Source organism: Peptostreptococcus stomatis DSM 17678 (assembly GCF_000147675.1).
Lineage (GTDB): Bacteria > Bacillota > Clostridia > Peptostreptococcales > Peptostreptococcaceae > Peptostreptococcus > Peptostreptococcus stomatis.
This window is the reverse complement of the sequence record NZ_ADGQ01000035.1, coordinates 22,907-48,954: the sequence shown is the minus strand read 5'-3', so window position 1 is coordinate 48,954 and position 26,048 is coordinate 22,907. Positions and strand designations below refer to the sequence as shown.

The following is a 26,048-nucleotide window of genomic DNA, read 5'->3' as shown; positions in this document are numbered from 1 at the left end:
TTATAAACTTTTAAAACTTACCCATCACCCTTATTATACCAAAAAAAATTGCTTCATGAACAACTTTTTTAAAAATAAACCCAGGGTCTATCCCAATTAACTTATAGGTATATGTAGGCCATTATATCCTTTATCTGTCTTGCCGTATCATTAAAGCCCATTTTGTATAGTTGGCCTAACTTTTCCAGGTCTCCCTCCATCCTGCTTACATCCATATAGACTGAGGGACTTATAACATAAAGCCTCTTCTGTGAATTTAAGATTGTTAGCTCATCACACTGCCTGTTGTAGTCCTTGTCACTCCTGGCCAGGACCTCGGCAAATTCAGGGTAGGACCTGTATACATTACTTGTAACCAGGTGGTTGGACTTTAACTTCCTCCTAAATGAGCTAGGCCTAGTCCTTACTACTATTATTTTTTCGTAACCCTGGTCCAGGGCCCACCTATATGGTATCTTGTTGCTACATCCCCCATCCAGGTAGGGAACTCCATCTATTTCCACCATTTTTGAGATAAAAGGCATACTTGCAGACGCACTGACAGCATCATATATTTTTGAACCCATCTGGTCCCTATCAAAGTATTCCGACTGACCAGTCAGACAATTTGTAGCAACAGCCACAAATTTTTGTCTTGGGTCAAAAAAGGCTTCCTCATCAAATATTTCTTCCTCTATATGGTTCATAACAAAGTCAAAGCCAACCATTCCCCCATTATTTTTAATTGCCTTTAGACCTATATACCTACTGTCATGCCTGTAGGTAAGGTTGACTCTGGCTGCACGTCCAATCTGGCCAGACACATAATTCATGCCGTTCATGGCTCCTGCAGATACACCTATAGTGCACTCTGCATTTATACCGGCCAGCATCAGGGCATCCAGTACCCCTTCTCCATAAAGGCCCCTAAAGGCTCCTCCTTCAAGGACCAGGCAGACCTTGCTTACCTTGTCTGTAGCCCTCCCCCTTGGTATCTTATCTATCTTTGAAAATATCTTCCTATTCATAAGTGCCCTCCTTCTTTATAGGCATAATCCTTACTACAATTTTACTATATCAGGCCCCATTAATCAAATTTATAGTAATATCCTAATAAATGTGCTATAATTACTAGGGTGTATAGAAATATTATATAGTTATTTAAAATAAGAGGTGGTTTTTTGAGAAAGTTTATAGCTAGAATGCCCCTACCAATTACGGCCTTGGCCCTGGCTTGGGTACTTCTAGGAAATATATTCAAGGGCTTGATTCCTTTTTTGAGTGACATGTGTATGATAGTAGCCCTGATACTACTAATTCTAACTATAGCCAAGATGTTCTTGAATCCAGTTAGCTTTTACACTAGCATAAAGTCACCCGTAGGCCTATCCCTCTTCTCATCTTTTCCTATGTCATTGATAATGATATCTGTATGGATGAAGGAGTTGTTTGACAAGGCCAACCTTTATTTTTGGGTAGCAGGTGTCGTCATTCAAACGGTAATCTTAATCATATTTACAATTAAATACGTCTTTAACTTTAGGATAAAGTATGTCTTCCCTAGCTGGTTTATGGTCTATGCAGGCCTAGGCATGTCAGCCATTACCTGCAAGGATTTCGGTATGGACATCTACGGTAAGGCAGTCTACTACTACACTATTTTTATATCCATCATCTTGATACTACCTATTTTAACCAGGTTTTTCAAGAGGGATACTACCATAGCAGCTAGACCACTTATAGCACTGATATCCATGCCTTTGAGCATTATACTGCCAGCCTATATAGGTCTATCTTCAGGTATATATGCCAATAGCCTATGGATTATGTTTTTTGCTATACAGGCGACCTTGGTCTTTGTTATTGTAAACATGATAATACACTTATTTGACGGATTTTTCCCTACTTGGTCCTGCTATGCTGTTGCAGTGGCTATGATAGCCTATGCTTCTAAATTCTTCTTGTCCTACCTAATAGGACACAAGATGGGGTCTGATATAATTACCTATATAATCTATGGTGAATATGTCCTGAGCTTTATAATAGGAGCCTTTATGCTACTTGCAAGTTTTATTAGTATATTGGAAGATCCGGAAGTCCATAAGCAGAGAGTTCTTGAGAATACTCAGAAGCTCAACCTACATGAACTTCAGAAAAAGTTAAAGAAAAACGAGAAAAGGAAGAACAGGGATAGAAAGAAAGACAGTCATACAGAAGTCCCTGGTAAGGATACAAAAAAAGATCCTGATGATAAATCCTATAATTTAGAAGACCTGATAGACTAGTATTTATCTTGCTAGGCCTACAAGTCTCCTTCCTTAATGGAAGTATTAATATTATAAACTGGGTTAGATTTTAAACCTGCAAGCTTTAGCATTGATAGTAAGCACCCTCTAAGTAGCAAGACTTGGGGGAATCCCATTACTATCAATGTTTTTTTGTCTTGAATTTGAAACCAAACACGAAATTTTAATATAATTTACACAGGAAAAAGGCTTTAAATAATAAAAATCCCACTTGGACCTTTTATTAAAGCCTTATCACCATTATATTTCCATTAATTATTAGTTTTATTTCTTTTGCTTCTTTAAGCTTCCTGCCTGACCATTTACTAGTTCTTTTTGTTGACTATTATAGTGGTGAAATAAGAATAGGTATCCAGGTCCTTCGCCTGGCTTATATCCCTATATACCTCTTCTCCATCCATGGCAGAGTTAGATACCATAATGGACTTGTCTGCCAATCCTTTGGCTTCTAGCATTTCTATTATCTGCTTACATTTTTTGTATACCTTCATCAAGACTATGGAGTCAAACGAATCGACTGCTCTTGATATTTCTTTCATAGAACCTGTACAAGGGTATATTACCATAGGGTCTGTATCCATTGCCAAAGGGAAATTATTTGTTGCTGCTATATTTGAAAAAGAACTAAGACCTGGTATTGTTTCAATATCAACCTTGTCCACCAGCCTGTCTAGTAGGTATACATAGGTAGAGTACAACATAGGATCTCCCAGACTGACAAAACCTACCTCTTTACCATTTCTTACATCATCTATTATCTCCCTGGATATGGCATCCCAAGACTCTATTTTCTCCTGGTTATCATATGACATAGGGAAGTGCCTTTCCTTTAGAACAAGGTCTGGCCTTAGGTAGGGGTCTACTATCTTCCTGACCCTACTATCTCCACCAATCCTTGCCTGGGGCAGGTAGAGTATGTCTAATTTATCCAGGGTTTTTACTGCCTTGACAGTCATCAACTTACTGTCCCCCGGCCCTGTTCCTATACCATAAAACTTACCACCCTCAAGTGGCAGGTCTTGATCAAGCAGGCCTATCTCATTTTCCTCTTCTATGGCATCTGTCAGATTTTCGACAAACTTGTCCTGGATAGACTCAAATTCACCTATACCTTCCATGTGGACTTCTACCTCAAAACCTTCTGCCTTCAATATATTCAACCAGGAATCATCGTCTTCCTGACCTGCCATGTCATTTTTAGCATGGTCACCAGCTACCAGGAGGAAGGGTCTAAGGTGGATCTTTTCTATACCGTCCTTTTTCAAGAAAAATATCATATCTTCTATTTCAGGGTAGCCTTCTATAGTAGCCAAATAGGCCTTAATAGAGTTCCTACTCAACCTGTAGTCTATGGCTGCATAGGAGGCATGGGCATGGTGGCCTGTTCCGTGGCCCATCCATACACTAGCTGATTTTTTATCATCAGACTTGGTATCTTCAAGACTTACTTCCTTTATTAGGTCGGTCACATAGTCATAGTCCTCTAGGCTAGTCAGTAGGGGCCTACCCACAAGTATCTTGTCAAACTTGTGCCTGTAGTTGTCTATTATGTTCATCATCTTGTTGTACTCTTCACCACAGATCAGGTGAAGAGACTGGATGTATACCTCTTTATAGCCCTTTTCTAAGAGCAGGTCTAGGGCCTGACTAGGATATAGAATTTCTTCATTGTCCCTATTTTTCAACTTCTTTATAATCATCTTAGATGTCCATGACCTATAAAAGTCAAAGTCGGTAAATCTATCCCTCAACTTTTTTTCACAGGTCTCTATAGTCTTCTGCCTGGTATCCATATGGGTTGTCCCAAAACTGATAACCAACAAGGCCTTCTTGTTCTTCATATCTTCCATCACGCCTCCTAGCCAAATATCAATCCTTCTTCTATTTCATCTATGCTATGAATCATCCTCTGATAGTCTATAGTCCTTCTCCTAATTATTATCACCGGTATACCCAGTTCCTCACAGGCTTCAATCTTGTCTATAAAACCACCTGCAAAGCCACTTTCCTTGGTGATTACCACCTCTATCTTGGAATGCTTTAGGAGGGCCACGTTTATATCCTTGCTAAAGGGACCTTTAAGGGCTATTATATTGTCAGCATTTAGACCCATAGCCTCACAACTCCTGATTACTTCACTGGTTGGAAGTACCCTGGCAACTAGTTTTTTCCCCTTAAGGAGTTTGACATAGGTAGCCAAGTTCTTGCTTCCTGTAGCTATAAGTACATTTTCCCAGTTCTTATTTTTCATAACCATATCACAGGCCTCTTCAATCGTATCAACCACATACTCCTGCTGGTATTTTATTTCATCCAGTAAAGACTTCCTCTCAAACCTAATATACTTGATATCGGTCTGGTCACAGGCCTCTATTGCATTTCTAGATACCTCGATCGCATAGGGGTGGGTAGCATCTATTACCTGCCTGATTCCCTTGTCCCGTATATATTCAACCATTTCTTTTTTATCCATCTTGCCGTTTATTATATTTTTTGCATGCTCAAGGGCCAAGTCCTTGCCAAATTCAGTCGCTACAGATAGGACAAAGTCGCTTATACCTATTTGGTTTAGCCTATCGCATATCTTTAAACTATCTGAGGTTCCACCTAAAACCAATATCATATTCCATACCCCCTCGGAGTGATTATCTTATCTCCATCAATATATGTTTCCTTGTTACCAACTATTATCATAGTTGACATATCACAGACTTCAAAATCGATACTTTCCAATGTTTTTATATACTTTTCTTCATTGGTCCTACCCGCATTTTTAACTATGCCAACAGGTGTAGTTGCTGGCTTATAGACCTGCATTATTTCAAAGGCCCTCTTCAAATGATTTGGCCTCCCCTTGCTCTTAGGATTGTATATACAGATGACAAAGTCAGCCATGGATGCCAGTTCAAGCCTCTTTTCTATCAAGCTCCAATCAGTCATCAGGTCGCTCAAACTTATCTGGCAAAAGTCATGCATAAGGGGTGCACCCAGACTTGCTGCTGCGGATATACTTGAAGTAACCCCCTGAACTACCCTTATTTCTTCCCTCTTGTCAAGTTTAGAGTTAAGCTCATATACCAGGCCTGCCATAGCATATACACCAGAATCACCGCCACTTATCAAGGCAACCCTATGTCCCTGGGCTGACAGGTCTAAGGCCTTCTTGCACCTATCCACCTCCTGTCTCATCCCATTTTCCAGTACAGTCTTGCCAGCCAGGAGGTCTTCTATCAAACCTATATAGGTCTTGTATCCTATAATTATGTCACACTTTTTAATAGTTTCTAGGGCTTCTAGAGTCATAAACTCCTTGTTTCCAGGCCCTATTCCTACAACATATATCATCTTTATTCCTTTCTAAAAAATCCGGTCCTACCATCTACCTAGGGCCAGGGTAATCCCCTTGTCCCTGTACATTTGCCCCAAGAGATTTCCCCCTGCCAATATATGACAGGCCGGTTGGGCTACAGAATAGACACCCGTAACCTTTTTTACAAACTCAGATTTTTCATATATATCCTGGTGATCTGCTAGGTCTTTCGGGGAAAAAAAATCACTTTTTATCCCATATTTACGACAAAAGTCAAGAATACAGGCCTCATCCTTTTTCAGGTCAATAGTGCCCACCCTACCAATAGACCTTACATCTATATTGGCTTCTGATAGGTATCTCAAGACCTCCCCCTCAAATAGGTTTGAGTCTGTGTTTTTTCTACACCCCAGGCCTAGTACGTTCCTCCTAGGAACTACCAGGACCCAACCATGTTCTTTTGCAAACTCGCAGACATCTAGCTTATCACTGATTACTATCTTATTATGTTTACTATCTATTTTAATATCTATATTATTTTCTGTTTTGTTTTCTGCTTTATTCTCTGTTTTATTCTCTGTTTTTTTATCCAGCTCATTGTATATTGTCTTATCTGTCTTATTATCAAACTCTTTGTCTCTTATTCCATTTTTTCCCAGGGTTATTAGGTCTTTAAGGTCATCTACTAGGCTAAAACCCTTCAATTCTTCTTCCTTAAAATATGTCCTATAGTCTGGGTCTATATAAAGGTAGATATCCCCACCTTTCAAAAGGGCTGAATTTATATCCAGGCTCAAGCCCCTTAACTTATCCACATTTGCCCACATCTTTTTAACAAGCATATCAAAGGCAGCCTTGCCATTGATGTCAGTAGCCGTAGTGATTACAGGGTTTGCCCCTATCCTAGTAGCTATCAGCCTACAAAATTCATTGGCCCCACCCATGTGGCCAGACAATAGGCTTATAACATTTATACCCAATTCATCCACAACCAATACTGCCGGGTCTGTAAATTTATCAACCAGGTGGCCTGCTATAGCCCTAACCACTATGCCACTTGCCATTATAAATACCAGGCAGTCTGATTCCCTAAAAATACTGGATGACTGGGCCTTAAAATCACCATATGAAATTATCTCAGACTCAATTTTTTTACCGTAGTCATGGCCACTGACTTCCAAAAAATCATCAGCCATAAGCAAATTTATCCTTTGGGCAAGTTGCCTTGACTGGTCAGTCAAATATATATATCTTATCCTCATACCAACACCTATATCGAATCCCTGTACTCATGACCAAAGTACTTATCATATAACTTAGAATAATTGTATTCATGTCCCAAGAACCTGCCCACAAGGATCAGGGCTGTCTTTTTTATACCAGCCTCCTTGACCTTGCCAGCTATATCCTCCAAGGTTCCCCTTACAAGGTCTTGGTCTGGCCAGGTTGCCTTATAGACCACTGCCACAGGTGTATCGGCTGGATAGCCTCCCTCCAGGAGTTGGTCTACCACACCATCTATATTTTGGACAGATAGGAAGATGGCCATAGAAGTCTGGTGGCTAGCAAAGGACTTAAGACTTTCTAGTTTTGGTACAGGTGTCCTTCCCTCTATCCTTGTAATGATCAAACTTTGGGAAACTTCTGGGACCGTATATTCTATACCCAAGGCCCCTGCAGCCCCTAGAAATGAACTTACACCTGGCACAGACTCGTAGCCTATATTTAGTTTTTTCAATTCCTCGGCCTGTTCTCTTATTGATCCGTATATTGAGATATCACCTGTTTGTAGCCTGACTACCAGGAGGTCTTTTTCAGCCCCCTCCCTCATTAGGTCAATAATTTCTTCCAAGTTCATTCCGGCACTATCGTATAGTCTGGCCCCTGACTTGCAGTAGTCTAGGAGGTCTGGATTAACCAAGGACCCCGCATATATTACTATGTCAGCCTGACTCAAGAGCTTGTAGCCCTTCAAGGTAATCAAGTCCTTGTCACCAGGCCCTGCTCCCACAAAGTATATTTTTTCCATTACTTTTCTCCACTTATAATTACAATTGGGTTTCTAGGCTTGAGGTAGTGACCCCCACCTAGTTTTTCTAGTACAGATACCCCAACCTGGACTAGGTCTATATTTTTAAAACCTATTTCTTCCATTATCTTATAGGACTTTATTGCATTTTCCAACAGGATAAAATTAGACACTAACTTGCCACCCTGGTCCAAGATCTGGTAGGACCAGGTCAAAATATCCTCAAGATTTTCACCACTTCCACCTAAAAATATGGCCTGGTAGCAGGTATCCAAACCTGCTTCTTCCAGGTCTAATGGGGCTGTTCCATCAACCTGGACCACATTTTTTAAGCCAAATTTTTCTATATTAAGTCTAGTCAAGTCTAGGGCGGCCTGGTCCTTTTCTATTGAAGTTACCCTTATATCCTTATTTTTAAGGGCGGCTTCAACTGTAACACTGCCAGTCCCAGACCCTATATCCAAGAAATTACAGACCCCTGATAGGTCTAGCTTGGCCAGGGATATTGCCCTGACCTCTTCCTTGGTAATAGGTACTTTGCCAACTATAAATTCACTATTTTTCATCGTCTTTTCTCCACCTTATCAGTATTACCAGGCACATATCATAGTCGTCCCTGGCCAAAATATCATCTGCAGACCCAACTGTCAGCCTCTGGTCGGGATAAGACAGGTTTTCACCCACATAAAAACTATAGTCTAAACCCCTGACTTTGACTTCTTGGGCTATCTGTCTTGGCCCTATCTTGGAGTCAGTCAGGATGGCTACCTTGTCATGCACAAAAATAAAGTCATAGTCCGGTTGCCTGCCGTGGCTACTGGTAATATATAGGTCATTCATAGGTATTTGAAATACCGAAAAGGCATATTGGATAGAACTTATTCCCGGTACTATTACAAGATCCTTACTAGCCATATCTTGAACACTTTTATACATATGAAACCCCTGATTAGGGCTAACATCATATTCATCACCTAAGGCCTTCCTTCCAGGCATATGTCTATTGATATAGTCTGCTATCCCATAGATTGAGGGGTCACCTGAAGCCAGGACCACTATATCCTTATCTGGATTTCTATTTATCTGGTCCATCATGCTGGCCAGGTCTGGACCTAAGATATATAGGGCTTGACCTTCTAATAGTCCAATGCTGGATCTTATAAAATCTATGTTCCTCTTCCCGCCTATTACCAGTTGGGACCTTTTAATTATATCTTCTCCTGCCCTGGTCAGGTAAAGACCTGAACCTGGGCCAACTCCAACTACATATACCATGAAACCTCCTCCTAGAGCCTAGTCTAGATTTGAGACTTGGCCAAGAGACTTCCATCCATAGAAAACAGGTAAACTTCTATATCCATATGGTCCTCTTGCCCCAACCTCATATATACTTTGGCCTTGCTGGCAGCCTTGTCTGCAAGAACCTTAAATACCTTACTATAGCCTGCATCCCTGATTATATCTACCATGGCATCTGTGCTCAAACAGGCATCAACCTCTTTCAAAAGTTCTAAAGGTGCCCCCAAGAGGGCTAGGTTGGCCACCATTATCTCACTCCTAGCATCGGCCACCCTGCTGTGGCTATTTGTGATACCACCAGATAATTTAATCAACTTGCCTATATGGCCACCTATGATAACCTTCTTAAAACCCAGACGTTTAGTTTCCATCAGCATATAGCCTATAAAATTACTCATCTTTACTATTCCATCCAAGTCTGCCCCATAAGACTTGGCCATTATATCCCTGCCAATATTTCCTGGTACTAGGATTATGGTCTCCCTGCCTTCAGCCCTCTTAATGGCTAGTTCAGCGGACAGGGCCTTTTTCCAGCCTTCATCACTCATGGGCTCTACTATACCAGTCGTCCCTATAATAGATATGCCCCCCTCTATTCCAAGATTACTATTAAAGGTCCTCTTGGCAATTTCCTGGCCTTGGGGTGCAAATATGGTCACCAAAATTTTTCGTCCACCCAGGTAGTCATATATGTCTAGACCTGCTTCGTCTAGTGTTTCTTGAACCTCCTTAAGTATCATTTTTAAGGGAACCCTATTGATTGCAGGTCTTCCTGGCCTTATATCCAGGCCCTTTTTAGTCACTCGGCCTATGCCCTGACCAGATGTTATGAAAAGGTAGTCTGAATCCAGGTCAGACCTGAAGTCTGGCACCTGGTCAGCTTGGACCAGCTCAAGTCTGGCAAAAATATCCATACCATGGGTAGCATCTATGTCATCTCCCCCATCCTTTTTGACAGAGCACTGGACCCAGCCTTTTTCCCTGCTTATATTATCAATCTTCAAGTCTAGGTCTACCCCCTTGGGTGTTCCTATCCTGACTTCATTTATATTTCTTTTTTCTAAGAGCATTATAAGGGCAGCCTTTGTAGCCCCACAGGCACAAGATCCACTTGTATATCCCCTACGGTATTTTTTTCCATCTACATATACAAATTCATCAATCATCTAGTCACCACCCTCATCTTCATCCTATTATTTAAAATCAGAAAATACCTGAATCGTTAGAAAATCCTTAAGTAAAATAATAGTATAGTATTGCGTTTATAATGGCTGCAGCTAAATTGCTACCGCCCTTTTTTCCCCTAGAAACTATATATTCCATGTCGGTTTCCATCAGGGCTTCCTTGGAATCCTCTGCCCCCACAAAACCAACTGGCACACCTATTATAGCAGAGGCATTTAAAAGCCCCTCACTATTCATCTCTATGGCCTTATAAAGGGCTGTTGGGGCATTTCCAAAGATAAAGATCTTATCCTTCTTATCCCTGGCTGCTATTTCAACTGCTGCCATGGACCTGGTAATCCCCTTGTCCTTGGCCAAATCAACAGTCTCCTGGTCTGCAATCAAACACTTATAACCAACCCCCAGTTCGTCAAGAATCCTCTTGTTTATGCCACTCAGCCCCATGGTAGTATCGGTATATATGGTTGCACCGTTTTTTAGGGCATAAGCAATGGTCTCAACTACCCCTTCTGAGATTTTTAAAATATCTAAATAATCAAAGTCTGCTGTCGTATGGATAGCCCTCTTGATTATAAGTTCTTCTATCTTTGATGAAAATTTGTAGTCAGGCCTGGTTTCGTCTATTATAGCCTGGATAATTTCAAAGCTTTTTTCTTCAATTTTTCCCGGATTCTTTATATAGTCCACTGGCTACCTCCTTCTCAAACCCCCATCAATTATATTTTTTATATACTGTTTTTTATATACTTTAGAAATCTCGGAATTTCTTATTTCATACTCCAACCTATCTAGGTCTGTCTTGGCATTTAAGCCTATACCTACTGTTGACCCTGTGTGTGATATATTTAAAAAGCTATAGTCACAGGCCCTGGCTATTTCTATCAAGTCCCTTAGATAGGGGGTGATTTTTATATTTTCATTGGCTAGGGCACTGGTCTCACAGGCCTGCCTGATAGATTCCATATGGTCATTTTCAATACCATATTTGAGTTTCTTAAAGGCCTGGCTAGTCAATACCCTATTTTCGCTCAGGCACTTGTAGTAGTCCTTCCTCATCCTCAGTTTGACCGTATTTATCTTGAAGCCTGGCTCTAGTATCAAGACCTTTTTCACACTTAGTTTACCCAAGTCATCTATAACCTGGCCCTTAAGTGGATCAAATATACAGATATTCTCATTATATATGGAATCAGTGGGTTCAACCCTGGCAACAATCTTTGAAATCAAGTCAGAATCCATATCCTGGTCCAGGTAATCCAAGATAGCCATTATACTGGCTCCTATATCTGCAGTTGAACTAGCCATCCCCTTACCTGTAGGTATGCTAGACCTTATAGATAGGGACAATTTATCCAGGCATGACCTATCTATATCAAAATGGTCTAGGACCATAGCAATTGCCTCAAGAGACTTCCTCTTATTTTTTACATACCTATTTGACATACCCGTCCCTTCAGTGATTATTGCCCTTGAAAAGATATCTATACAGTAGGAACTGATACATTCTCTTTTATTTGAATAACCTTGAACCAACTCTCCACACGTTGCTGGACAGGTTCCATACCCCTTTTTCATAGGTTTTCCCCTCCAAATACACTAAAAAGAGCCCCTATCAAGATTTCATTGGACTTCCTATCCTTGATGGCCACCCTTACAAAGCTAGCACCCAGTCCATCAAAATTACTGGCATCTCTGATCAGGATTGAATAATCCCTGACTAGGGTGTCTTTTAGGCTGGCAGATGTGTAGCCGGTTTCCTCTCCTATCTCTATTAGGATGAAGGCAGTATCCGTCTTATAGGTCTTGATTCCCTTGATTTTACCAAGCCTATCAAGAAGGTAGTCCCTCTCTTTTTTATAGGCCAACCTAGTATTTGTAGCAAATAAATACTTGCTTTCAACCTCTCTTTTTAGCACTTCTATCGTTATTTTTTCAGCCATGGAATTAACAGTCCAAGGCTCTTTTATACTATATAACTTATCAATAAAGTCTTTATTTTCACTTAAAATATATCCCACCCTAAGGCCTGGCATACCATAAAACTTAGTCATTGCCCTTAGGATAAATATATCCTTGTAATCGTAATTTAAGGATGTGTAGGCCTCGTAGTCCTGACAAAACTCTATAAAGGTTTCATCAACCAAGACCTTGACCGACCTCGACCGGCAATAGTCTACTAATCCATCCAACTTTCTCAAGGCCCCATCCGGATTATTGGGGTTACATACCACTATGGCCTCCAGGTCCCCCATCTTGTCCAGGTCCTCAAAGCCTTCTAGTTCAAAGGTCCCATCCCTGGCCACCATATTTATAAGCCTGTAGTCAAGGCCTGCTAACCTGGCTGCCCTGGCATATTCGGAAAAAGTTGGCCCTATAATTGCCAAATTCCCCCTTATCAGCTTCATAAACAGGAATATAAGCTCAGTCGCCCCATTGCCTACACATATACTTTCAGGTCCCATACCCCCTACATGGCTTCCTATTGCCCTCCTCAGGTCCATATATTCAATATCAGGGTAGACCCTTATAGAACCTATATTTTCCAGGATTATTTCGTCCAGTCCATGGGGTATTATAGGATTAATATTTGAGCTAAAGTCTATAATAGGCCCATTTATGCCGTATTCTCTTTTTATCTTGTCCAAATCAGCTCCGTGACCCAAGGTAGTACCTCCAAATTTATCTTTCACAAAATGCAAGACCCTATTTTACCTTAACATACTTAATAATAGGTCAAGCCTATTCCCAAACCGGGCTATAAAACTTATATAAACTAGGCTAGCATAGCCCTAATGACCAGGTAGGCAAGGCTAAAAAATACAAGCCCCACCAGGCTAGACACATACAGGAGTCTATTTGCCCTTAGTATATCGCCTGGTTCCAGGTCCTTTTTTGGGTCGCCTATACTTGGCTTGTAGACCTCCTGACCAAAGTATACATTTGTTCCACCCAAGCTTACACCCAGGGCCCCAGCTACAGCCCCCTCTGGGTAGGCACAATTTGGACTAGTGTGGTTCTTCCTGTCCCTAAGTCCAACCCTAATAGAGGCCTTGAAATCATAGGCCAGGACCAGGCTGGCCAGGCCAAAGAATATGAGTGATAGCCTGGCTGGTATATAGTTAAAGACATCATCTAATCTAGCAGGGAAAAATCCCAAGTCTCTGTATTTCTCGTTCTTATAGCCTAGCATAGAATCCATGGTATTTACTGCCTTGTAGGCAAAGGCCATTGGTAGGCCTCCCAAAATATAGTAAAACATGGGTGCCAGGCTTCCATCTACAGTATTTTCAGCTACGGTTTCAACCGTGGCCCTGATTATCTGACCCTCATCCAGGTCCCTGGTATCCCTACCAACTATATAAGATAGTTGCTTTCTGGCCAGGTTGACATCCCCCTTGTCTAGGGCCTTATATATCTTTTTTGACTCAGAGGCCAGGCACCTCGTAGAAAGACAGGTACACATGGCTAGGGTCGTCATTCCCATATCCAGGTAGGTATTAAAATCAAAGATATGGGACCAGATATAGGCAAAGAGGTAAGTGGTAGCGACTGTGGCTATCCATATGACCAGGCCCGAAATTTTCAGGCCCCTTGCCTCAGATATAAGACTTTTTTTTTCCTGACGAGGGCCCCGACTAGAAAGTTTATATACAAACCTCCTGGCCCCCTTTTCCAGGTAGGATACTAATTTTCCTATAAATATAACCGGGTGGGGAAACCAGTAAGGGTCTCCAACAATTAGGTCTAGGAAGAATGCAAGTCCAAAGACGAGCAAAAAGCTAGACACTCCATCACTCATCAAAAAATCAAACATGACTAGTCCCTACTCAAAAGATAACACACAAGGCTTAAATTATTATAGAAATGGATATGCAGGTAACTGGCTAGGGTATTCTTTGTAAAATAACCGCCTTCCCACCTATCTATAACTTTTTCATTTACTATTTTCTCTATTTCAAAGGCAGTTTCAAGGTCTGAATGGAAGCTTGAATAGTGGAATTCATGACCACATATCTGCTGACCCTTGTAGGCTATTAAATTATCTTCTTTAGCCGTAGCCTGGCAATAGCCAACCCTCTTTAATCTTTTTTCCATCTGGCTATATCCCTTTATTGCCCCGACCATTTTGTATTTCTTGCCCTCTATATCTAACATATATTCACCAAGATACATAAGGCCGCCACACTCTGCATAGATTGGTTTATTGGCTTCATAGACCTTATAGATACTATCCCTCATAGACTTATTTGCCTCTAGTTTGTCAGCAAAAACCTCTGGGAAACCACCACCTATATATATAATATCGGCCTCAGGCACAGACTCATCTTCCAATGGTGAGAAAAACTCTAGTTCCACACCTATATCTTCAAGTAATTCAAGGTTGCTGTCATAATAGAAGTTAAAGGCCTTGTCATAGGCAACGGCAATCCTTTTACCCCTTGCCAAATCTCGTACATCAGGGTCTTCTATAAACATATTTAATTCAAAGTTTGACGTTATAGCTTCACTTTCTGACAACTCTATAATCCTATCAACGTCCACATAGTCTTCAACCAACCTGCCCAGAATATCTATTTTCTCGTCCAAGTCTTCTGTTTCTCCACTAGGCACAAGGCCCAACTGTCTTGATTCTAGGCTTATGTCCTCAAGAGGTGGAATATACCCCAAAACCTCAAGGGCACAATATTTTTCAATTGATGTCTTGACTATATCATAGTGTCTCTCGGTCCTGACATTATTGGCTATTACACCTACAATATCAAGGTCCTTGTCCAGTTGCTTGTAGCCCAAGACCATGGCTGCAACGGATGACCCCATAGCCTTGGCATCTACTACCAGTATAACTGGTGCCTTCAGGGTCTTTGCCATTTTGGATGTCGAATGCTTATTGATATCTGTTCCCAGGCCATCATATAGGCCCATAACCCCCTCAATTATAGATATATCCGCCCTCTTGGATGCCTGCTTATACACATACTTGACCTGTTCATCATCTAGCATGTAGGAATCCAAGTTTCTAGACGACCTACCCGTTACATATTGGTGGTAGCTAGGATCTATATAGTCTGGCCCTACCTTAAAGGCTTGAACCGACTTACCCCTATCTACCAGGGCCTTCATTATACCCAGGCTGATAGTAGTCTTGCCTACGCCACTTCCTGTTCCTGCAATTACAATCTTCTTCATACCTACCTTCAATCTGTGTCCCACTTAACACCTTATATTTCACAATTTCTGTATATATATTTAGTCCCAAGTATCTTTAACTTGGCTATTGCTTTTCCTTATATTTTTCTCATCTATATAAAACTTTATGCCTAGTCTTAAATATCCCTATCAAATATTATCTTGTATACCTTTTCCATGTCGATATTATTTCTTACCAGGTCGGCCAACTTGTCGTATTCTGCTTCCTTGATGGCCTTGTAGTCCTTTACCTCAAAGTCCCTAGACAAGCCCTTTTTCTTGGCTATATTATTTAGCAAGCCAGATAAAAATTCAGCCGAATCAAAGAGTCCATGGCAGTAAGTTCCAAGTATATGACCATCCTTGATTTTGTAGCTATCCTCGGGTCCAGGATATGTCCTACCCAGGTGGGTCTCATAACCCTCGATTTTACTTCCTCCAAGTCCTGAAAAATATCCTTCTTCACGGTCAAAAGTCCACTTTACCTGACCTGTCTTTTTCTCCTTGGCAAAGACGGTATAAACATCCAATAGGCCTAAACCATCTACCTGGCCCTGGCTTCCATCTAATGCCTGGTCATCCCTAAGGGTCTGACCCAGGATCTGGTAGCCTCCACATAGGCCAATAATTAGGCCTCCCCTTTTTGCATATTCCAATATTTGGTCTCTCATTGGCGATTGGTTTAACCTTTTCATATCACCAATAGTATTCTTAGACCCCGGTATTACCAGCATATCAGGCCCTCCCAGTCCACCCTGACCCCCAAATCCTTCTAGACCTTTGTCTGGACTTATATAGGACAGGTTAAGACCCTCAATATGTTCAAATACATTAAAGTCGGTATAGTTTGACATATGGTCTAGTTTTAGGACTGCAACATTTAAAGTGTCCTGCCTGTAGTCCTGCTTGGATTTTTGGTAGGTCTTTTCACTAACCCCATCCTCTTCCTCTATACCTAACTTTTGGTAGGGAACCACACCCAGGACTGGTATTTTAATTATGTCTTCTAAAAGCCTAACACCCTCAGCAAAATAGTCCTTCTTTCCCCTAAATTTATTGATGATGACACCCTTGACCCTGGCTCTTTCCTCTTCTGACATAAGACTTAGGGTTCCCACCACTGAGGCAAAGACTCCCCCCCTGTCTATATCAGCAATTAGAACTACAGGTGCATCCGCAATCCTTGCCATCTCCATATTGGAAATATCTAGTTTATTTATATTAATTTCAACAGGACTTCCCGCCCCCTCTAAGACCACTATATCAAAGTCTTTTTGGTACCTCTGGTATACCTGGTCCAACCAGCCTACTAGGTCTGGTTTTAGGGCCTGGTAGTCTCTAGAAGAAATATTTCTTACAAATTTACCCTTCATTATCAACTGTGACATATTATTGCCAGAAGGTTTAAGGAGGATTGGATTCATATAGGCCCTGGGTAGTAAATGACAGGCTTCAGCTTGAAATACCTGGGCCCTACCCATCTCTCCTCCATACTTGTCTATATATGAATTTAGGGACATATTTTGTGATTTAAAAGGGCCAACCTTGTATCCATCTTTCCACAAGATCCTGCAAATACCTGCTGATATTATGCTCTTGCCTACATTGGATGCTGTCCCCTGAAACATTATATTATTCAAATCACATGACCCCCCTTCATATATACTCTTTCTACTTTAGTTAAATTGTATCTTAGATAATTTATATCTTGGGTAATTTCTATTCCAGTTAATTGTATCTTAGATAATTTATATCTTGGGTAATTTCTATTCCAGTTAAATTATATCCTAGTTAATTTTATCGTCTTTTATTGCCCTTACTTATTTTTCTTATGTAAATTATATATTTAGTCCTATGACCTATATGGGTCTCTTATCAAGTCTTCACTGTAGGGTATAAAACCCATTAATTCAATAATTGGAAAGTCATTTGACATATCAATTACTGTTACACTTGCATTTTGTAGTCTGAAATTCCAATGTACGTCATTATTTTTGGTTAAAAGGTGGGATAGGATATTCCTTATAGTCCCCATATGGGAACAGATTAGGATATTCTTATCATTGTCCTTATTTTCCTCAATCAGCTTATCGAGTTCCTTGGTATTCCTCTGGTACATTTCCTCTAGACTTTCACCCTGTGGAAACTTGTAGGCCTCGCTTAAAATCATCATTTCCTTGGCTTCTTGGGGATATTTTTCCTTGATTTCCTCATAATTAAGACCATCAAAAAGTCCAAAATTTATTTCCCTAAAATCATCTCTTTTATCTATTTCAAGGCCCCTGTAGTCAGCGTAGGCTTCTATAGTCTGGACTGTCCTCTTCAGGGTTGACGTATATATCTTGTCTACATCCTGTCTTTTCAAATACTCGCACAGGCCCTGGGCCTGGTCCCTGCCTATCTGGCTAAGGTCACAGTCATTAAAACCCGAAAAGCTTTTGTGCTCATTATCGACCGTTAGACCATGCCTAACCAATATCAGTTTATTCATTCTTTCACCTCATCGCTATCAAAATATATATCAAAAATACCACTTCACTCAATTCAATTCCACAACCCAATACATCTCCTGTTATCCCATCGACCTTCTTGTAGCTTAGGCCTATAAGGAGCCTTACCAGGATAAATATTAGGATTATGGACCCCAACAAGTATAGGAGATTGTAAGGATTTAAACCCATATAATAGTCCAGAATTATTGCAGATAAGACACTAAACAGGCTTGCTAGCAAGAGGGACTTGCCACTGCACTTGCCTATAAACATGTTGCCCATACCATTTTCTCTGGCAGGTCTAGTCCCATAGGTCATAAATACTCCGCCTAGGCGCCCAATAATCGGCATAAAAATCAAATACCCTACCAGGTTATAGTCTATAAATACTCCTATTAATACAATCTTCAAAACCACCAAGACTACTATGGCCAGCAAACCATTAGTACCCAACCTAGGGCCCTTCATTATCTCTAAAATCCTATCCTTGGACCTATAGGAAAAAAATCCATCAAAGGTATCCCCAAAACCGTCCATATGGAGTCCACCTGTCAATACTAATTCCAAGGTCAAGACAAGGGTAGCCACTAGGTAGATATTGTCTATTCCCGAAAAAATCCAAGAAAATACTTCATAGCCCACCATCAAAATCAGGCCTATTATGGCCCCTACAAGTGGAAAGTAGACAATTCCCCTTTCAATATATGGGTCATAACCCAGATCTTTTTTTATACTTATTCTGGTTAAAAATTGAATTATATTTATAAACCTCATCTAGCCTGCCCCCATACACTTTCTAAAATCACTTTACCCTGATAGGTTGGCCCGATACCACAAAATACATGACCTGACTCCTGTCGGCTATGTACATATTGACCTTGCCTCCTATTTCTAAGAAGTACCTGGATAGGTTTGTGTCCCCTACCAGGCCCATACCCAGTTCATTTGTGACAAATACTATATCTAGGTCCTTGTCAGCAACCAGGTCCAAAAGTTTATCTAGTTCTTTAAAAACTATATCTTCCTTGTCCTGCCTAAGTTTCCTATCGCTGGCATCAAAGTCCATATTTCCTTCAAATAGTATGTTGGTCACCATCATAGTCAGACAGTCAAACAGGATAGCCTTGTAGCCCTTGTCAAAAATAGACTGGTCATCAAAATGCTTGTCAAAGTCCCTATAGGCCTCAAGGGTATCCCAACCATAGGTTTTTCTTCTTTCTATATGCCTGGCCTTTTTTTCTGCCATTTCTCCATCAAGTATCTTGGCACTAGCTATGTATAGGACCTTGTCCTCACCATTTTCACCAGGCTCTAATCCCAGGCATAAATCCTCGGCAAACTTGCTCTTGCCCGAATTGGCCCCACCTGTAACTAGACTTATTCTTGCCATACCCGTCACCTACTTTTTCTGGTCTGATTCATAAGACCTTAGAAACTGACCAAGGGGTTCTTGGCTAAACCTGGCCATATTATTATAGGCATATATAGCCGAATCTATTATAGGCATAGCCAGGGCTGCCCCAGTACCCTCACCTAGACACATCTTCATATCCAGGATAGGTTCCATCTTTAATATTTCCATTGCCAGCTTAGAACCGGGATGACCTGATAGGTGGGATGGAATTAGGTAGTCTAAACACCTCGGATTTATCCTGTTGGCTATCAAAACAGCCGCATATGATATGAAGCCATCTATAACTACAGGTATCTTATTGGCAGCACAACCTAGGATTACACCTACCATACCGCCTATCTCTAAACCACCAACCTTGGCCAGAACCTCTATACCATCAGTTGGATTTGGATTATTTACCTCTATAGCCTTCCTGATTACATCGGCCTTGTGCTTGAGTTCCTGACCAGGATTTGCTGATTCAGAAACCACTATCTCCATAGGGTCTTTACCAGACATAACCGACAAGATAGCAGTGGCTGGAGTAGTATTACCTATACCCATCTCCCCAATGCCTATTATCTTGTAGTCATCAACTATACATCTTTCTGCCACCTCTATACCAATTTCTATAGACTTAACTGCATCATCAAGGCTCATAGCTGGACCTAGGGTCATGTTGTCAGTCCCTTCCCTTATCTTGTAGTTAAGGATACCAACTATAGATTCCCTGCCCTTCATACCTATGTCAACGCCAAACATATCTACCCCATTGCACTCAGCCAGGTTGGCTACTCCACATTTTCCATTTACAAAATTTTCAAATTGGAGCCTTGTAATATCCTGGGGATAGGCTGATACACCTTCATCATGAACACCATGGTCTCCAGCAAAAGCTATTATACACTTCTTCGGCCTGTCCTCAATCTCGTCAGTACCATAGACTCCTGCCATCATACAAGTCATATCCTCCAACTTGCCCATGGTCTTTGGTGGGTGTATTAGGTCATCCCACCTGGCCCTGGCCTTATCTATACTCTTTTTATCTAGTGGATATATATTACTAGATATACTAACCAAAAGATTCATATCTTCCTCCATGTATTTATATAAGGCTTAAACTTCAATCAGGTATCTTGACCTTTTGAAATCAGCCTATATAAGACTCATATCTATATCATTTATCAAACTTTATAACCTAAGCCTACTTGTTTATCTTGCCCTTTAGGTATTCAATTGCCTTAGGTAACTGCTGGTCCTTGTCCTTGACTTCAATAGTTGGCTTGATACCCTTCTTATCGATATAGTTGCCATTAGGTGTAAAGTACTGGGCTGTAGTAAGCTTGTATCCACTGCCATCCTTCAACTTCAACATACCCTGGACTAGTCCCTTACCATAAGTAGTTTCACCAATAGATATACCTGCCTTGTTGTCAAGAACTGCCCCTGTCAATATCTCTGATGCTGATGCTGAACTACGGTTTGTAAGGACAACTATAGGCTTGTCTATCTTTTCCTTGTCGCTACTCTTTAGGTATTCCTTTTTACCCTGCCTATCCTTTGTATAGACTATGACTGCCTTACCTAAAATCCTGTCACATATATCTTCTACTACAGTCAATAGGCCACCACCATCATCTCTCACGTCTATAATCAAGGCCTTCATTCCCTGGGCCTCTAAACTAGCTAGGGCCTTCCTAAAGTCCTCTGCAGTCTCCTCTTCAAAGCTCTTTATATTTATGTATCCAATCTTGTCTTCCAACATCTTGCTCTCTATGGATACTATCTTAATTTCCTTCCTAGTGATTGTCTTATCAATCTTCTTGCCATCTCTTAAAAATGTAATCTTTACACTCGTATTTTCAGGACCCCTTATGTTTTTAACTGCTATGTCCATCTCCATATATGAGTATTTCTTACCATTTACAGCTACTACCAGGTCCCCCTTCTTTACACCAGATTCCTTGGCTGGGCTGTTATTCATAACTGACTCAACCCTAATTGCCCCTGTGGCCTTGTCAGCCCCAACTACAAAACCTATACCTACATACTTGCCTGTAGCTACTTCTAGTAGCTGTTTCATTTCATCTGCAGTATAGTAGGCTGAGTATACATCATCAAGTCCACTAAAAAGCCCCTTGTATGTTGCATCTTCCAACTTTTTTTCATCTGGTTTCTTGTAAAACTCCCTTTTAATACTCTGCTCTAGGGCCTTGTACTTGGCATATCTTTTATATTCTGCCGGTGGCACAAATCCTAAAAAACCTACATTTACTAGTACAAAACTAGTTACAATAGCAGTAACAAGGACCACTAAAATCGTCTTAAAAAATCTTTTTTCTATATTATTCTTCATTTCACCACTTACCTTTACCATAATAATTGACTATATATTTAAGGTGTCTAAGCCTTATCCAAAATAGCAAGGGCCTCATTGACTATTCTCTCACTGGTCAAACCAAAATGCCTGTACAAGTCCTGGCTATTTCCTGACATACCAAAGCTATCGTTTACACCTATTATCTTCATCTTGACTGGACAATGGTCTACCACAACTTCTGCTACCGCTGACCCTAGCCCACCGTAGATACTGTGGTCTTCCACTGTTATTATTCCCCTGGTCTCCCTCGCACAGGCCAATATCGTTTCAATATCCAGGGGCTTTATAGTCGACATATTTACCACCCTGGCATCTATATCTGCTGACTCAAGTTGGCTGGCAGCATCTAGGGCCTTCTTCACCATTGGACCACATGCAAGTATACTTATATCCTTGCCCTCTCTAAGAACCTGGCCCTTGCCAAATTCATATACATAGTCATGGTCATTTATATCTTCTGTATCATCCCTTACCATCCTAATGTAACTAGGCCCCTTGTCACCTGCCATAAATTCCACCATACTGGCAGCCTCCTTGGCATCTGCTGGAACCAAGACCTTCATATTAGGCAAAACCCTCATAGTCGCTATATCTTCCAGACTTTGGTGGGTTGCCCCATCTGGACCAGTCATCAGGCCTGCATGACTGGCACATAGTTTTACATTTAGCCTGCCTATGCAGACCGTATTTCTAATAATTTCATAGGCCCTACCAGTTTCAAATACTGCAAAAGAAGAAGCAAAGACCGCCTTGCCCGTAGAAGCCAGACCTGCAGATACACCTATTAGGTTCTGCTCTGCTATACCAACATCTACAAATCTTGATGGGAAGGCCTCCTTAAAATATTGGGTCTTCGTAGACGTAGCCAGGTCTGCATCTACAACTATCAGGTCTTCCCTCTCATCTCCTATATCTACCAAGGCCCTTCCAAAGGCCTCTCTCATCGAACTCTTACTCATAAACCCTCCTATCTTAGCTCTTCCATGGCTAACTTATATTCAGCTTCATTTGGTATATTGCTATGCCACTCACAGGCATTTTCCATAAAAGACACACCCTTGCCCTTTACAGTATTGGCAATCACCAAGACCGGCTTGGAATTAATCTTATTGAAGGTATTAAGGGCTCCAAAAATTTGGTCAAAGTCATGGCCGTCTATTTCCAGCACATACCAGCCGAAAGATGTAAACTTCTTGGCTATAGACCCCAGGCTCATAACTTCATCTGTCGTACCATCAATTTGGAGACCATTCATATCAACTATGGCTAGCAGGTTGTCCAACTTGTACTGGTTGGCAAACATAGCTGCCTCCCAAACCATACCCTCCTGCAGTTCACCATCGCCCAGCAAGGCATATACATTATAGTCAATGTCGTCCATCTTGGATGCTAGGGCCATACCACAAGCTGCTGATAAACCCTGACCTAGAGAACCCGTAGACATGTCTATCCCATTTACCCTTAGCATGTCTGGACTACCCTGGAGGTCTTCATTTATCTGCCTAAAGCCATCCAGTTCCTCCTCCAATAAAAATCCCTTGTCTGCCAGGGTAGCATATATGGCCGGAGAAGAATGGCCCTTGCACATTACAAACCTATCCCTATCTGTCTTCCCAGGGTCCTGTGGGTCTACATTCATCCTCCCAAAGTACAGGGCAGTTAATATATCCACACAAGACAGGGAACCACCCAGGTGGCCCGACTGGGCCTTATATATCATCTTTACTATATTCCTTCTTATTCTTTTTGCCCTTTCATATAGGTCATTATAATCTCTCATTTTATAATTCCTTTCCTCTTAGGCTCTTATATCACCTTAAACCCGATTTTTCTGTAATTGGTCACACCAATACATTTTCTATTATACTATATATATTTTCCCAGGTGTAGCAATATCCACTACTTGAGATATAATTGTAATTTTTATTAGAAAAATAAAGTTGACATAGGTGGTATGATAATGTGTAATATAAGTAGTAAGTAGTCTAGGAGGACCTAATATGATTTATGGAATTGGTAATGATATTATTGAAATAGACCGTATAAGTCAGGCGATGGACAGGAATCCAGGCATTGTAGATAAACTTTTTACCTATAGGGAGAAAAAAATGTTAGAATCCAAGGGCTTTAAGCCTGAATCTCTAGCAGGAAACTTCTGTGCCAAGGAGGCTGTTGTCAAGGCCCTGGGTAGGGGTTTGAGGGGTTTTAAAATCCATGACCTAGAAATTTTAAGGGATGAACTCAACAAGCCCTATGTAGTCACGAGTGGAGACTTAAGGGATATATGCATAAGCCTTGGAATAAGCCAGATAATGGTGACCATATCCCACTCAAAAAACTATGCCACTGCCACTGCAATAGCTCTTATCTAGTTTTATATATGATATAAAAAAATGAAATCAAAAATAAAAAATAGGGAGGTCTTCATTTACAAATGTATAAGAGACCTCCCACTTTTCCTGGATAGGAATTATCTTAAATAGATAGTTCTATCTTAAATACAAAACATGATTCATTTTGTAGGGCCTTATATTTAATATTATAGTTATTCAAGAGGTTACTGACTATATATAGGCCTAAGCCATTGCTTGTTTCCTTATTCAAGTCAAATTTAACTTCAAATAGTTTTTCCATATCTATAGATTTTTTGTTTCCATAGGAGTTTTCTATATATAGCCATTCCTCATCAACCCCAATATTGATAGTTCCAGACTCATCAGCATACTTTACCGCATTGCTAATCAGGTTGGATAAAATAATTTTCAGGGCCGTCTTACCTATATAAATCTTTTCGTTTGATAGGCAATTATTTATTTTTATATTTTTCTGGTTTGCCAATACCTCATATTTTCTTAATACTCCCTCTAATACCTCATTGATATTCAAGAATTCTTCGTCATTCTTCAAGTGTTCTAAGGAAGAAACCGATAGAATTTGGGAGATATTTTTGGTTAAACCATCGACTATATCAATACAATCACCTATATAGGCGTCCCTGTTTTTATACTTGCCTATATTGTACTTCATATTCTCCAATATTATTTTGAGACTGGCAAGAGGGGTCTTTAGTTCATGAGATGCCCCCTTGAAAAAGTCATATTTTAACTTTTCCAACTTTAGGATTTCCTTGTTCTTATACTCCAAATCATCGATTGATTCCAGCAGGGTAAAATACAGGTCATTGATTTGCTCTTTTAGTTCTCCTATTTCGTTTTTAGAATCAATCTTTAATCTGGCACTTTTATCCAGCTTCATCATCCTGTCAGTAACTTTTTTTATTTCTTGTATATTATATTTTATAGTTTTAGCATATATCAAAGAAACAACAATAGAAAATAAGAGAGATATCAACAATGAATAAGGCAAAAACTTAAAGATTAAATTCTTGGCATCCTTTTGCATATCTGCTGTAGAAATAAACTGCAGGTGTATTTTTTTACCTGTATTAAGAGATACTTCCCTTTCTTCAATTATTAAAGAATTGTTATTGCTGTTTAAGTCAACACCTATATTTTTTCTAATTTTTACTCCATTTTCATTATTTTGTCCTTTTATATATGCCTTTATTTCATTGCTTTTAGAATAAAAATCCAAAGCCTGTTCTATATATTTTATTTCTTTTCCATTCATATTATGGGAGATTTCATTTGCCTTGGCATAGATTTCTTCCTTTCTAGTCTCTAGATATGTTCTAGGAAAAATATAAAATACCAATAGGTGGACTAATATAATTATTACTCCAAGAACAGAAAATATTTGCATAAACATTTTGGGAAATATTTTTAAATTTTTCATTTTCTCTCCAATTTATAACCTACATTTCTAATAGTGACTATACAGTCTAACTCTAATTTTTTTCTCAACTCTTTAATATATACATCTATCACACGGTCAAAGGGAATCTCCTCTGTTTCCTTCCAGACATTGTCAATTATCTGCATCCTTGTTAAGGCCTGGCCCTCATTGTCCAATAGGTATTTGAGTATTTCCAGTTCCTTGGCATTGATATCTATACTTTCACCATTTATTTTTGCTGTATAGCTGGTAAAATTAACCTCTATATTCTTATATTCAAACTTTTCTATTCTACCGAAGTTCTTCTTGATTAAAGAATCAACCCTGGCTTTTAAAACTGGCAATGAAAAAGGCTTTTCTATATAGCCATCTGCCAAATTAGTAAAGGCGTCAATCTTGTATTCTTCATCGCTAAATGCTGTTAATATTAGAATCGGCAACTTACTTGTCTTTCTTATTTCCTTTAAGACTTCCAGACCATTTACAAAGGGTATTTGAATATCCAAAATAGCCAGATTTATATCATTATCAAATTTCGACAAGGCTTCCTTGCCATCTTTTGCCTGTATAATAGTATAGCCAAATTCTGATAGGTACTCACTTATACCCTCTCTTATCATCTGGTCATCTTCAACGACTAGTATCCTCATAACTCCCTCCTTTTTACAACTTAATAAGTATATTATATATCAT

General features: G+C 40.1%; 26 protein-coding genes. 2 read left to right on the top strand and 24 right to left on the bottom strand.

The genetic code is table 11. The features are described 5' to 3' along the window. Positions 1-101: 101 nt before the first annotated feature. The gene (locus HMPREF0634_RS03385) at positions 102-1,007 is read right to left on the bottom strand and encodes a patatin-like phospholipase family protein (RefSeq protein WP_007788936.1); all 906 of its coding nucleotides are present in this window, start codon (positions 1,005-1,007) and stop codon (positions 102-104) included. A gap of 153 nt (positions 1,008-1,160) precedes the next feature. Here HMPREF0634_RS03385 and HMPREF0634_RS03380 point away from each other — a divergent pair, with 153 nt between their 5' ends. After that, a complete protein-coding gene (locus HMPREF0634_RS03380) occupies positions 1,161-2,264 on the top strand; it encodes a TDT family transporter (RefSeq protein ID WP_050786344.1) in 1,104 nt (367 codons plus the stop codon). Between the two features lie 326 nt (positions 2,265-2,590). On the opposite strand, the gene HMPREF0634_RS03375 is transcribed toward HMPREF0634_RS03380, so the two are convergent. The 21 genes from HMPREF0634_RS03375 to HMPREF0634_RS03275 all read right to left on the bottom strand — a co-directional run bounded on the left by HMPREF0634_RS03375 (position 2,591) and on the right by HMPREF0634_RS03275 (position 23,340). Continuing rightward, positions 2,591-4,135 (bottom strand): cobalt-factor II C(20)-methyltransferase, encoded by a 1,545-nt coding sequence (locus tag HMPREF0634_RS03375; protein ID WP_007788985.1) that lies wholly within the window; start codon positions 4,133-4,135, stop codon positions 2,591-2,593. 8 nt (positions 4,136-4,143) lie between these two features. Next, positions 4,144-4,908 (bottom strand): precorrin-6A reductase, encoded by a 765-nt coding sequence (gene cobK, locus HMPREF0634_RS03370; RefSeq protein WP_007789022.1) that lies wholly within the window; start codon positions 4,906-4,908, stop codon positions 4,144-4,146. Further along, positions 4,905-5,630 carry a precorrin-3B C(17)-methyltransferase gene (gene cobJ, locus HMPREF0634_RS03365; protein WP_007789013.1) on the bottom strand — a complete coding sequence of 242 codons (726 nt, stop codon included), beginning with the start codon at positions 5,628-5,630 and terminating at the stop codon, positions 4,905-4,907. Before cobJ ends, cobK begins: the two co-directional genes overlap by 4 nt. A 27-nt stretch (positions 5,631-5,657) precedes the next feature. After that, a complete protein-coding gene (locus tag HMPREF0634_RS03360; protein WP_007789077.1) occupies positions 5,658-6,857 on the bottom strand; it encodes a cobalt-precorrin 5A hydrolase in 1,200 nt (399 codons plus the stop codon). 8 nt (positions 6,858-6,865) lie between these two features. Next, positions 6,866-7,624, bottom strand: coding sequence for a cobalt-precorrin-4 methyltransferase (locus tag HMPREF0634_RS03355; protein WP_007789007.1), 759 nt, complete (start codon positions 7,622-7,624; stop codon positions 6,866-6,868). Continuing rightward, positions 7,624-8,190 (bottom strand): decarboxylating cobalt-precorrin-6B (C(15))-methyltransferase, encoded by a 567-nt coding sequence (locus HMPREF0634_RS03350; RefSeq protein ID WP_007789025.1) that lies wholly within the window; start codon positions 8,188-8,190, stop codon positions 7,624-7,626. The genes HMPREF0634_RS03355 and HMPREF0634_RS03350 overlap by 1 nt, the downstream gene beginning before the upstream one ends. Further along, the gene (locus HMPREF0634_RS03345; RefSeq protein ID WP_007789114.1) at positions 8,180-8,899 is read right to left on the bottom strand and encodes an SAM-dependent methyltransferase; all 720 of its coding nucleotides are present in this window, start codon (positions 8,897-8,899) and stop codon (positions 8,180-8,182) included. Before HMPREF0634_RS03345 ends, HMPREF0634_RS03350 begins: the two co-directional genes overlap by 11 nt. 23 nt (positions 8,900-8,922) lie before the next feature. Next, positions 8,923-10,086 carry a cobalt-precorrin-5B (C(1))-methyltransferase CbiD gene (cbiD, locus tag HMPREF0634_RS03340; RefSeq protein WP_040565711.1) on the bottom strand — a complete coding sequence of 388 codons (1,164 nt, stop codon included), beginning with the start codon at positions 10,084-10,086 and terminating at the stop codon, positions 8,923-8,925. A gap of 70 nt (positions 10,087-10,156) precedes the next feature. Continuing rightward, positions 10,157-10,795, bottom strand: a complete 639-nt coding sequence (locus HMPREF0634_RS03335) for a cobalt-precorrin-8 methylmutase (protein ID WP_007789023.1) — start codon at positions 10,793-10,795, stop codon at positions 10,157-10,159. A gap of 3 nt (positions 10,796-10,798) precedes the next feature. Beyond that, positions 10,799-11,683 carry a GHMP family kinase ATP-binding protein gene (locus HMPREF0634_RS03330; protein ID WP_007789089.1) on the bottom strand — a complete coding sequence of 295 codons (885 nt, stop codon included), beginning with the start codon at positions 11,681-11,683 and terminating at the stop codon, positions 10,799-10,801. Further along, entirely contained in the window at positions 11,680-12,771 is a 1,092-nt protein-coding gene (locus HMPREF0634_RS03325) for an aminotransferase class I/II-fold pyridoxal phosphate-dependent enzyme (protein WP_007789087.1), read from the bottom strand. Before HMPREF0634_RS03325 ends, HMPREF0634_RS03330 begins: the two co-directional genes overlap by 4 nt. A 110-nt stretch (positions 12,772-12,881) precedes the next feature. After that, positions 12,882-13,922 (bottom strand): adenosylcobinamide-phosphate synthase CbiB, encoded by a 1,041-nt coding sequence (gene cbiB, locus HMPREF0634_RS03320; protein WP_007788955.1) that lies wholly within the window; start codon positions 13,920-13,922, stop codon positions 12,882-12,884. Positions 13,923-13,924: 2 nt separating this feature from the next. Next, positions 13,925-15,295: a cobyrinate a,c-diamide synthase gene (locus HMPREF0634_RS03315; protein WP_007788982.1), complete on the bottom strand. Its 1,371-nt coding sequence runs from the start codon at positions 15,293-15,295 to the stop codon at positions 13,925-13,927. A gap of 137 nt (positions 15,296-15,432) precedes the next feature. Continuing rightward, complete coding sequence (locus HMPREF0634_RS03310) at positions 15,433-16,935, bottom strand: cobyric acid synthase (protein WP_007788988.1); 1,503 nt, start codon at positions 16,933-16,935, stop codon at positions 15,433-15,435. Between the two features lie 212 nt (positions 16,936-17,147). Next, complete coding sequence (locus tag HMPREF0634_RS03305; RefSeq protein WP_007789049.1) at positions 17,148-17,786, bottom strand: histidine phosphatase family protein; 639 nt, start codon at positions 17,784-17,786, stop codon at positions 17,148-17,150. Between the two features lie 4 nt (positions 17,787-17,790). Continuing rightward, complete coding sequence (gene cobS / locus HMPREF0634_RS03300) at positions 17,791-18,561, bottom strand: adenosylcobinamide-GDP ribazoletransferase (RefSeq protein ID WP_007789095.1); 771 nt, start codon at positions 18,559-18,561, stop codon at positions 17,791-17,793. A 28-nt stretch (positions 18,562-18,589) separates the two neighbouring features. Beyond that, positions 18,590-19,177 carry a bifunctional adenosylcobinamide kinase/adenosylcobinamide-phosphate guanylyltransferase gene (locus HMPREF0634_RS03295; RefSeq protein WP_007789099.1) on the bottom strand — a complete coding sequence of 196 codons (588 nt, stop codon included), beginning with the start codon at positions 19,175-19,177 and terminating at the stop codon, positions 18,590-18,592. 9 nt (positions 19,178-19,186) lie between these two features. Beyond that, complete coding sequence (gene cobT, locus HMPREF0634_RS03290; RefSeq protein ID WP_007789106.1) at positions 19,187-20,269, bottom strand: nicotinate-nucleotide--dimethylbenzimidazole phosphoribosyltransferase; 1,083 nt, start codon at positions 20,267-20,269, stop codon at positions 19,187-19,189. 115 nt (positions 20,270-20,384) lie between these two features. After that, a complete protein-coding gene (locus tag HMPREF0634_RS03285) occupies positions 20,385-21,536 on the bottom strand; it encodes a S41 family peptidase (protein WP_050786343.1) in 1,152 nt (383 codons plus the stop codon). Positions 21,537-21,583: 47 nt separating this feature from the next. After that, positions 21,584-22,519, bottom strand: coding sequence for a transketolase family protein (locus HMPREF0634_RS03280; RefSeq protein WP_007788974.1), 936 nt, complete (start codon positions 22,517-22,519; stop codon positions 21,584-21,586). Between the two features lie 8 nt (positions 22,520-22,527). Then, on the bottom strand, positions 22,528-23,340 hold the full coding sequence (locus HMPREF0634_RS03275; RefSeq protein ID WP_007789046.1) for a transketolase: 813 nt from the start codon (positions 23,338-23,340) through the stop codon (positions 22,528-22,530). 220 nt (positions 23,341-23,560) lie between these two features. Here HMPREF0634_RS03275 and acpS point away from each other — a divergent pair, with 220 nt between their 5' ends. Beyond that, a complete protein-coding gene (gene acpS, locus HMPREF0634_RS03270; protein ID WP_007789070.1) occupies positions 23,561-23,932 on the top strand; it encodes a holo-ACP synthase in 372 nt (123 codons plus the stop codon). A gap of 103 nt (positions 23,933-24,035) precedes the next feature. Here the strand turns inward: acpS and HMPREF0634_RS03265 are convergent, their stop codons facing one another. After that, positions 24,036-25,355 (bottom strand): sensor histidine kinase, encoded by a 1,320-nt coding sequence (locus tag HMPREF0634_RS03265; protein ID WP_007788993.1) that lies wholly within the window; start codon positions 25,353-25,355, stop codon positions 24,036-24,038. Beyond that, positions 25,352-26,005, bottom strand: coding sequence for a response regulator transcription factor (locus HMPREF0634_RS03260; RefSeq protein ID WP_007788995.1), 654 nt, complete (start codon positions 26,003-26,005; stop codon positions 25,352-25,354). Before HMPREF0634_RS03260 ends, HMPREF0634_RS03265 begins: the two co-directional genes overlap by 4 nt. Between the last annotated feature and the right edge of the window lie 43 nt (positions 26,006-26,048).

What these genes read in the sequence shown, in the direction of transcription:
- HMPREF0634_RS03385 (WP_007788936.1), bottom strand. Translation starts at nt 1,007, where the DNA reads ATGAATAGGAAGATATTTTCAAAGATAGATAAGATACCAAGGGGGAGG.
- HMPREF0634_RS03375 (WP_007788985.1), bottom strand. Translation starts at nt 4,135, where the DNA reads ATGGAAGATATGAAGAACAAGAAGGCCTTGTTGGTTATCAGTTTTGGG.
- cobK (WP_007789022.1), bottom strand. Translation starts at nt 4,908, where the DNA reads ATGATATTGGTTTTAGGTGGAACCTCAGATAGTTTAAAGATATGCGAT.
- cobJ (WP_007789013.1), bottom strand. Translation starts at nt 5,630, where the DNA reads ATGATATATGTTGTAGGAATAGGGCCTGGAAACAAGGAGTTTATGACT.
- HMPREF0634_RS03360 (WP_007789077.1), bottom strand. Translation starts at nt 6,857, where the DNA reads ATGAGGATAAGATATATATATTTGACTGACCAGTCAAGGCAACTTGCC.
- HMPREF0634_RS03355 (WP_007789007.1), bottom strand. Translation starts at nt 7,624, where the DNA reads ATGGAAAAAATATACTTTGTGGGAGCAGGGCCTGGTGACAAGGACTTG.
- HMPREF0634_RS03350 (WP_007789025.1), bottom strand. Translation starts at nt 8,190, where the DNA reads ATGAAAAATAGTGAATTTATAGTTGGCAAAGTACCTATTACCAAGGAA.
- HMPREF0634_RS03345 (WP_007789114.1), bottom strand. Translation starts at nt 8,899, where the DNA reads ATGGTATATGTAGTTGGAGTTGGCCCAGGTTCAGGTCTTTACCTGACC.
- HMPREF0634_RS03330 (WP_007789089.1), bottom strand. Translation starts at nt 11,683, where the DNA reads ATGAAAAAGGGGTATGGAACCTGTCCAGCAACGTGTGGAGAGTTGGTT.
- cbiB (WP_007788955.1), bottom strand. Translation starts at nt 13,922, where the DNA reads ATGTTTGATTTTTTGATGAGTGATGGAGTGTCTAGCTTTTTGCTCGTC.
- HMPREF0634_RS03315 (WP_007788982.1), bottom strand. Translation starts at nt 15,295, where the DNA reads ATGAAGAAGATTGTAATTGCAGGAACAGGAAGTGGCGTAGGCAAGACT.
- HMPREF0634_RS03305 (WP_007789049.1), bottom strand. Translation starts at nt 17,786, where the DNA reads ATGAATAAACTGATATTGGTTAGGCATGGTCTAACGGTCGATAATGAG.
- cobS (WP_007789095.1), bottom strand. Translation starts at nt 18,561, where the DNA reads ATGAGGTTTATAAATATAATTCAATTTTTAACCAGAATAAGTATAAAA.
- HMPREF0634_RS03295 (WP_007789099.1), bottom strand. Translation starts at nt 19,177, where the DNA reads ATGGCAAGAATAAGTCTAGTTACAGGTGGGGCCAATTCGGGCAAGAGC.
- cobT (WP_007789106.1), bottom strand. Translation starts at nt 20,269, where the DNA reads ATGAATCTTTTGGTTAGTATATCTAGTAATATATATCCACTAGATAAA.
- HMPREF0634_RS03285 (WP_050786343.1), bottom strand. Translation starts at nt 21,536, where the DNA reads ATGAAGAATAATATAGAAAAAAGATTTTTTAAGACGATTTTAGTGGTC.
- HMPREF0634_RS03280 (WP_007788974.1), bottom strand. Translation starts at nt 22,519, where the DNA reads ATGAGTAAGAGTTCGATGAGAGAGGCCTTTGGAAGGGCCTTGGTAGAT.
- HMPREF0634_RS03275 (WP_007789046.1), bottom strand. Translation starts at nt 23,340, where the DNA reads ATGAGAGATTATAATGACCTATATGAAAGGGCAAAAAGAATAAGAAGG.
- acpS (WP_007789070.1), top strand. Translation starts at nt 23,561, where the DNA reads ATGATTTATGGAATTGGTAATGATATTATTGAAATAGACCGTATAAGT.
- HMPREF0634_RS03265 (WP_007788993.1), bottom strand. Translation starts at nt 25,355, where the DNA reads ATGAAAAATTTAAAAATATTTCCCAAAATGTTTATGCAAATATTTTCT.
- HMPREF0634_RS03260 (WP_007788995.1), bottom strand. Translation starts at nt 26,005, where the DNA reads ATGAGGATACTAGTCGTTGAAGATGACCAGATGATAAGAGAGGGTATA.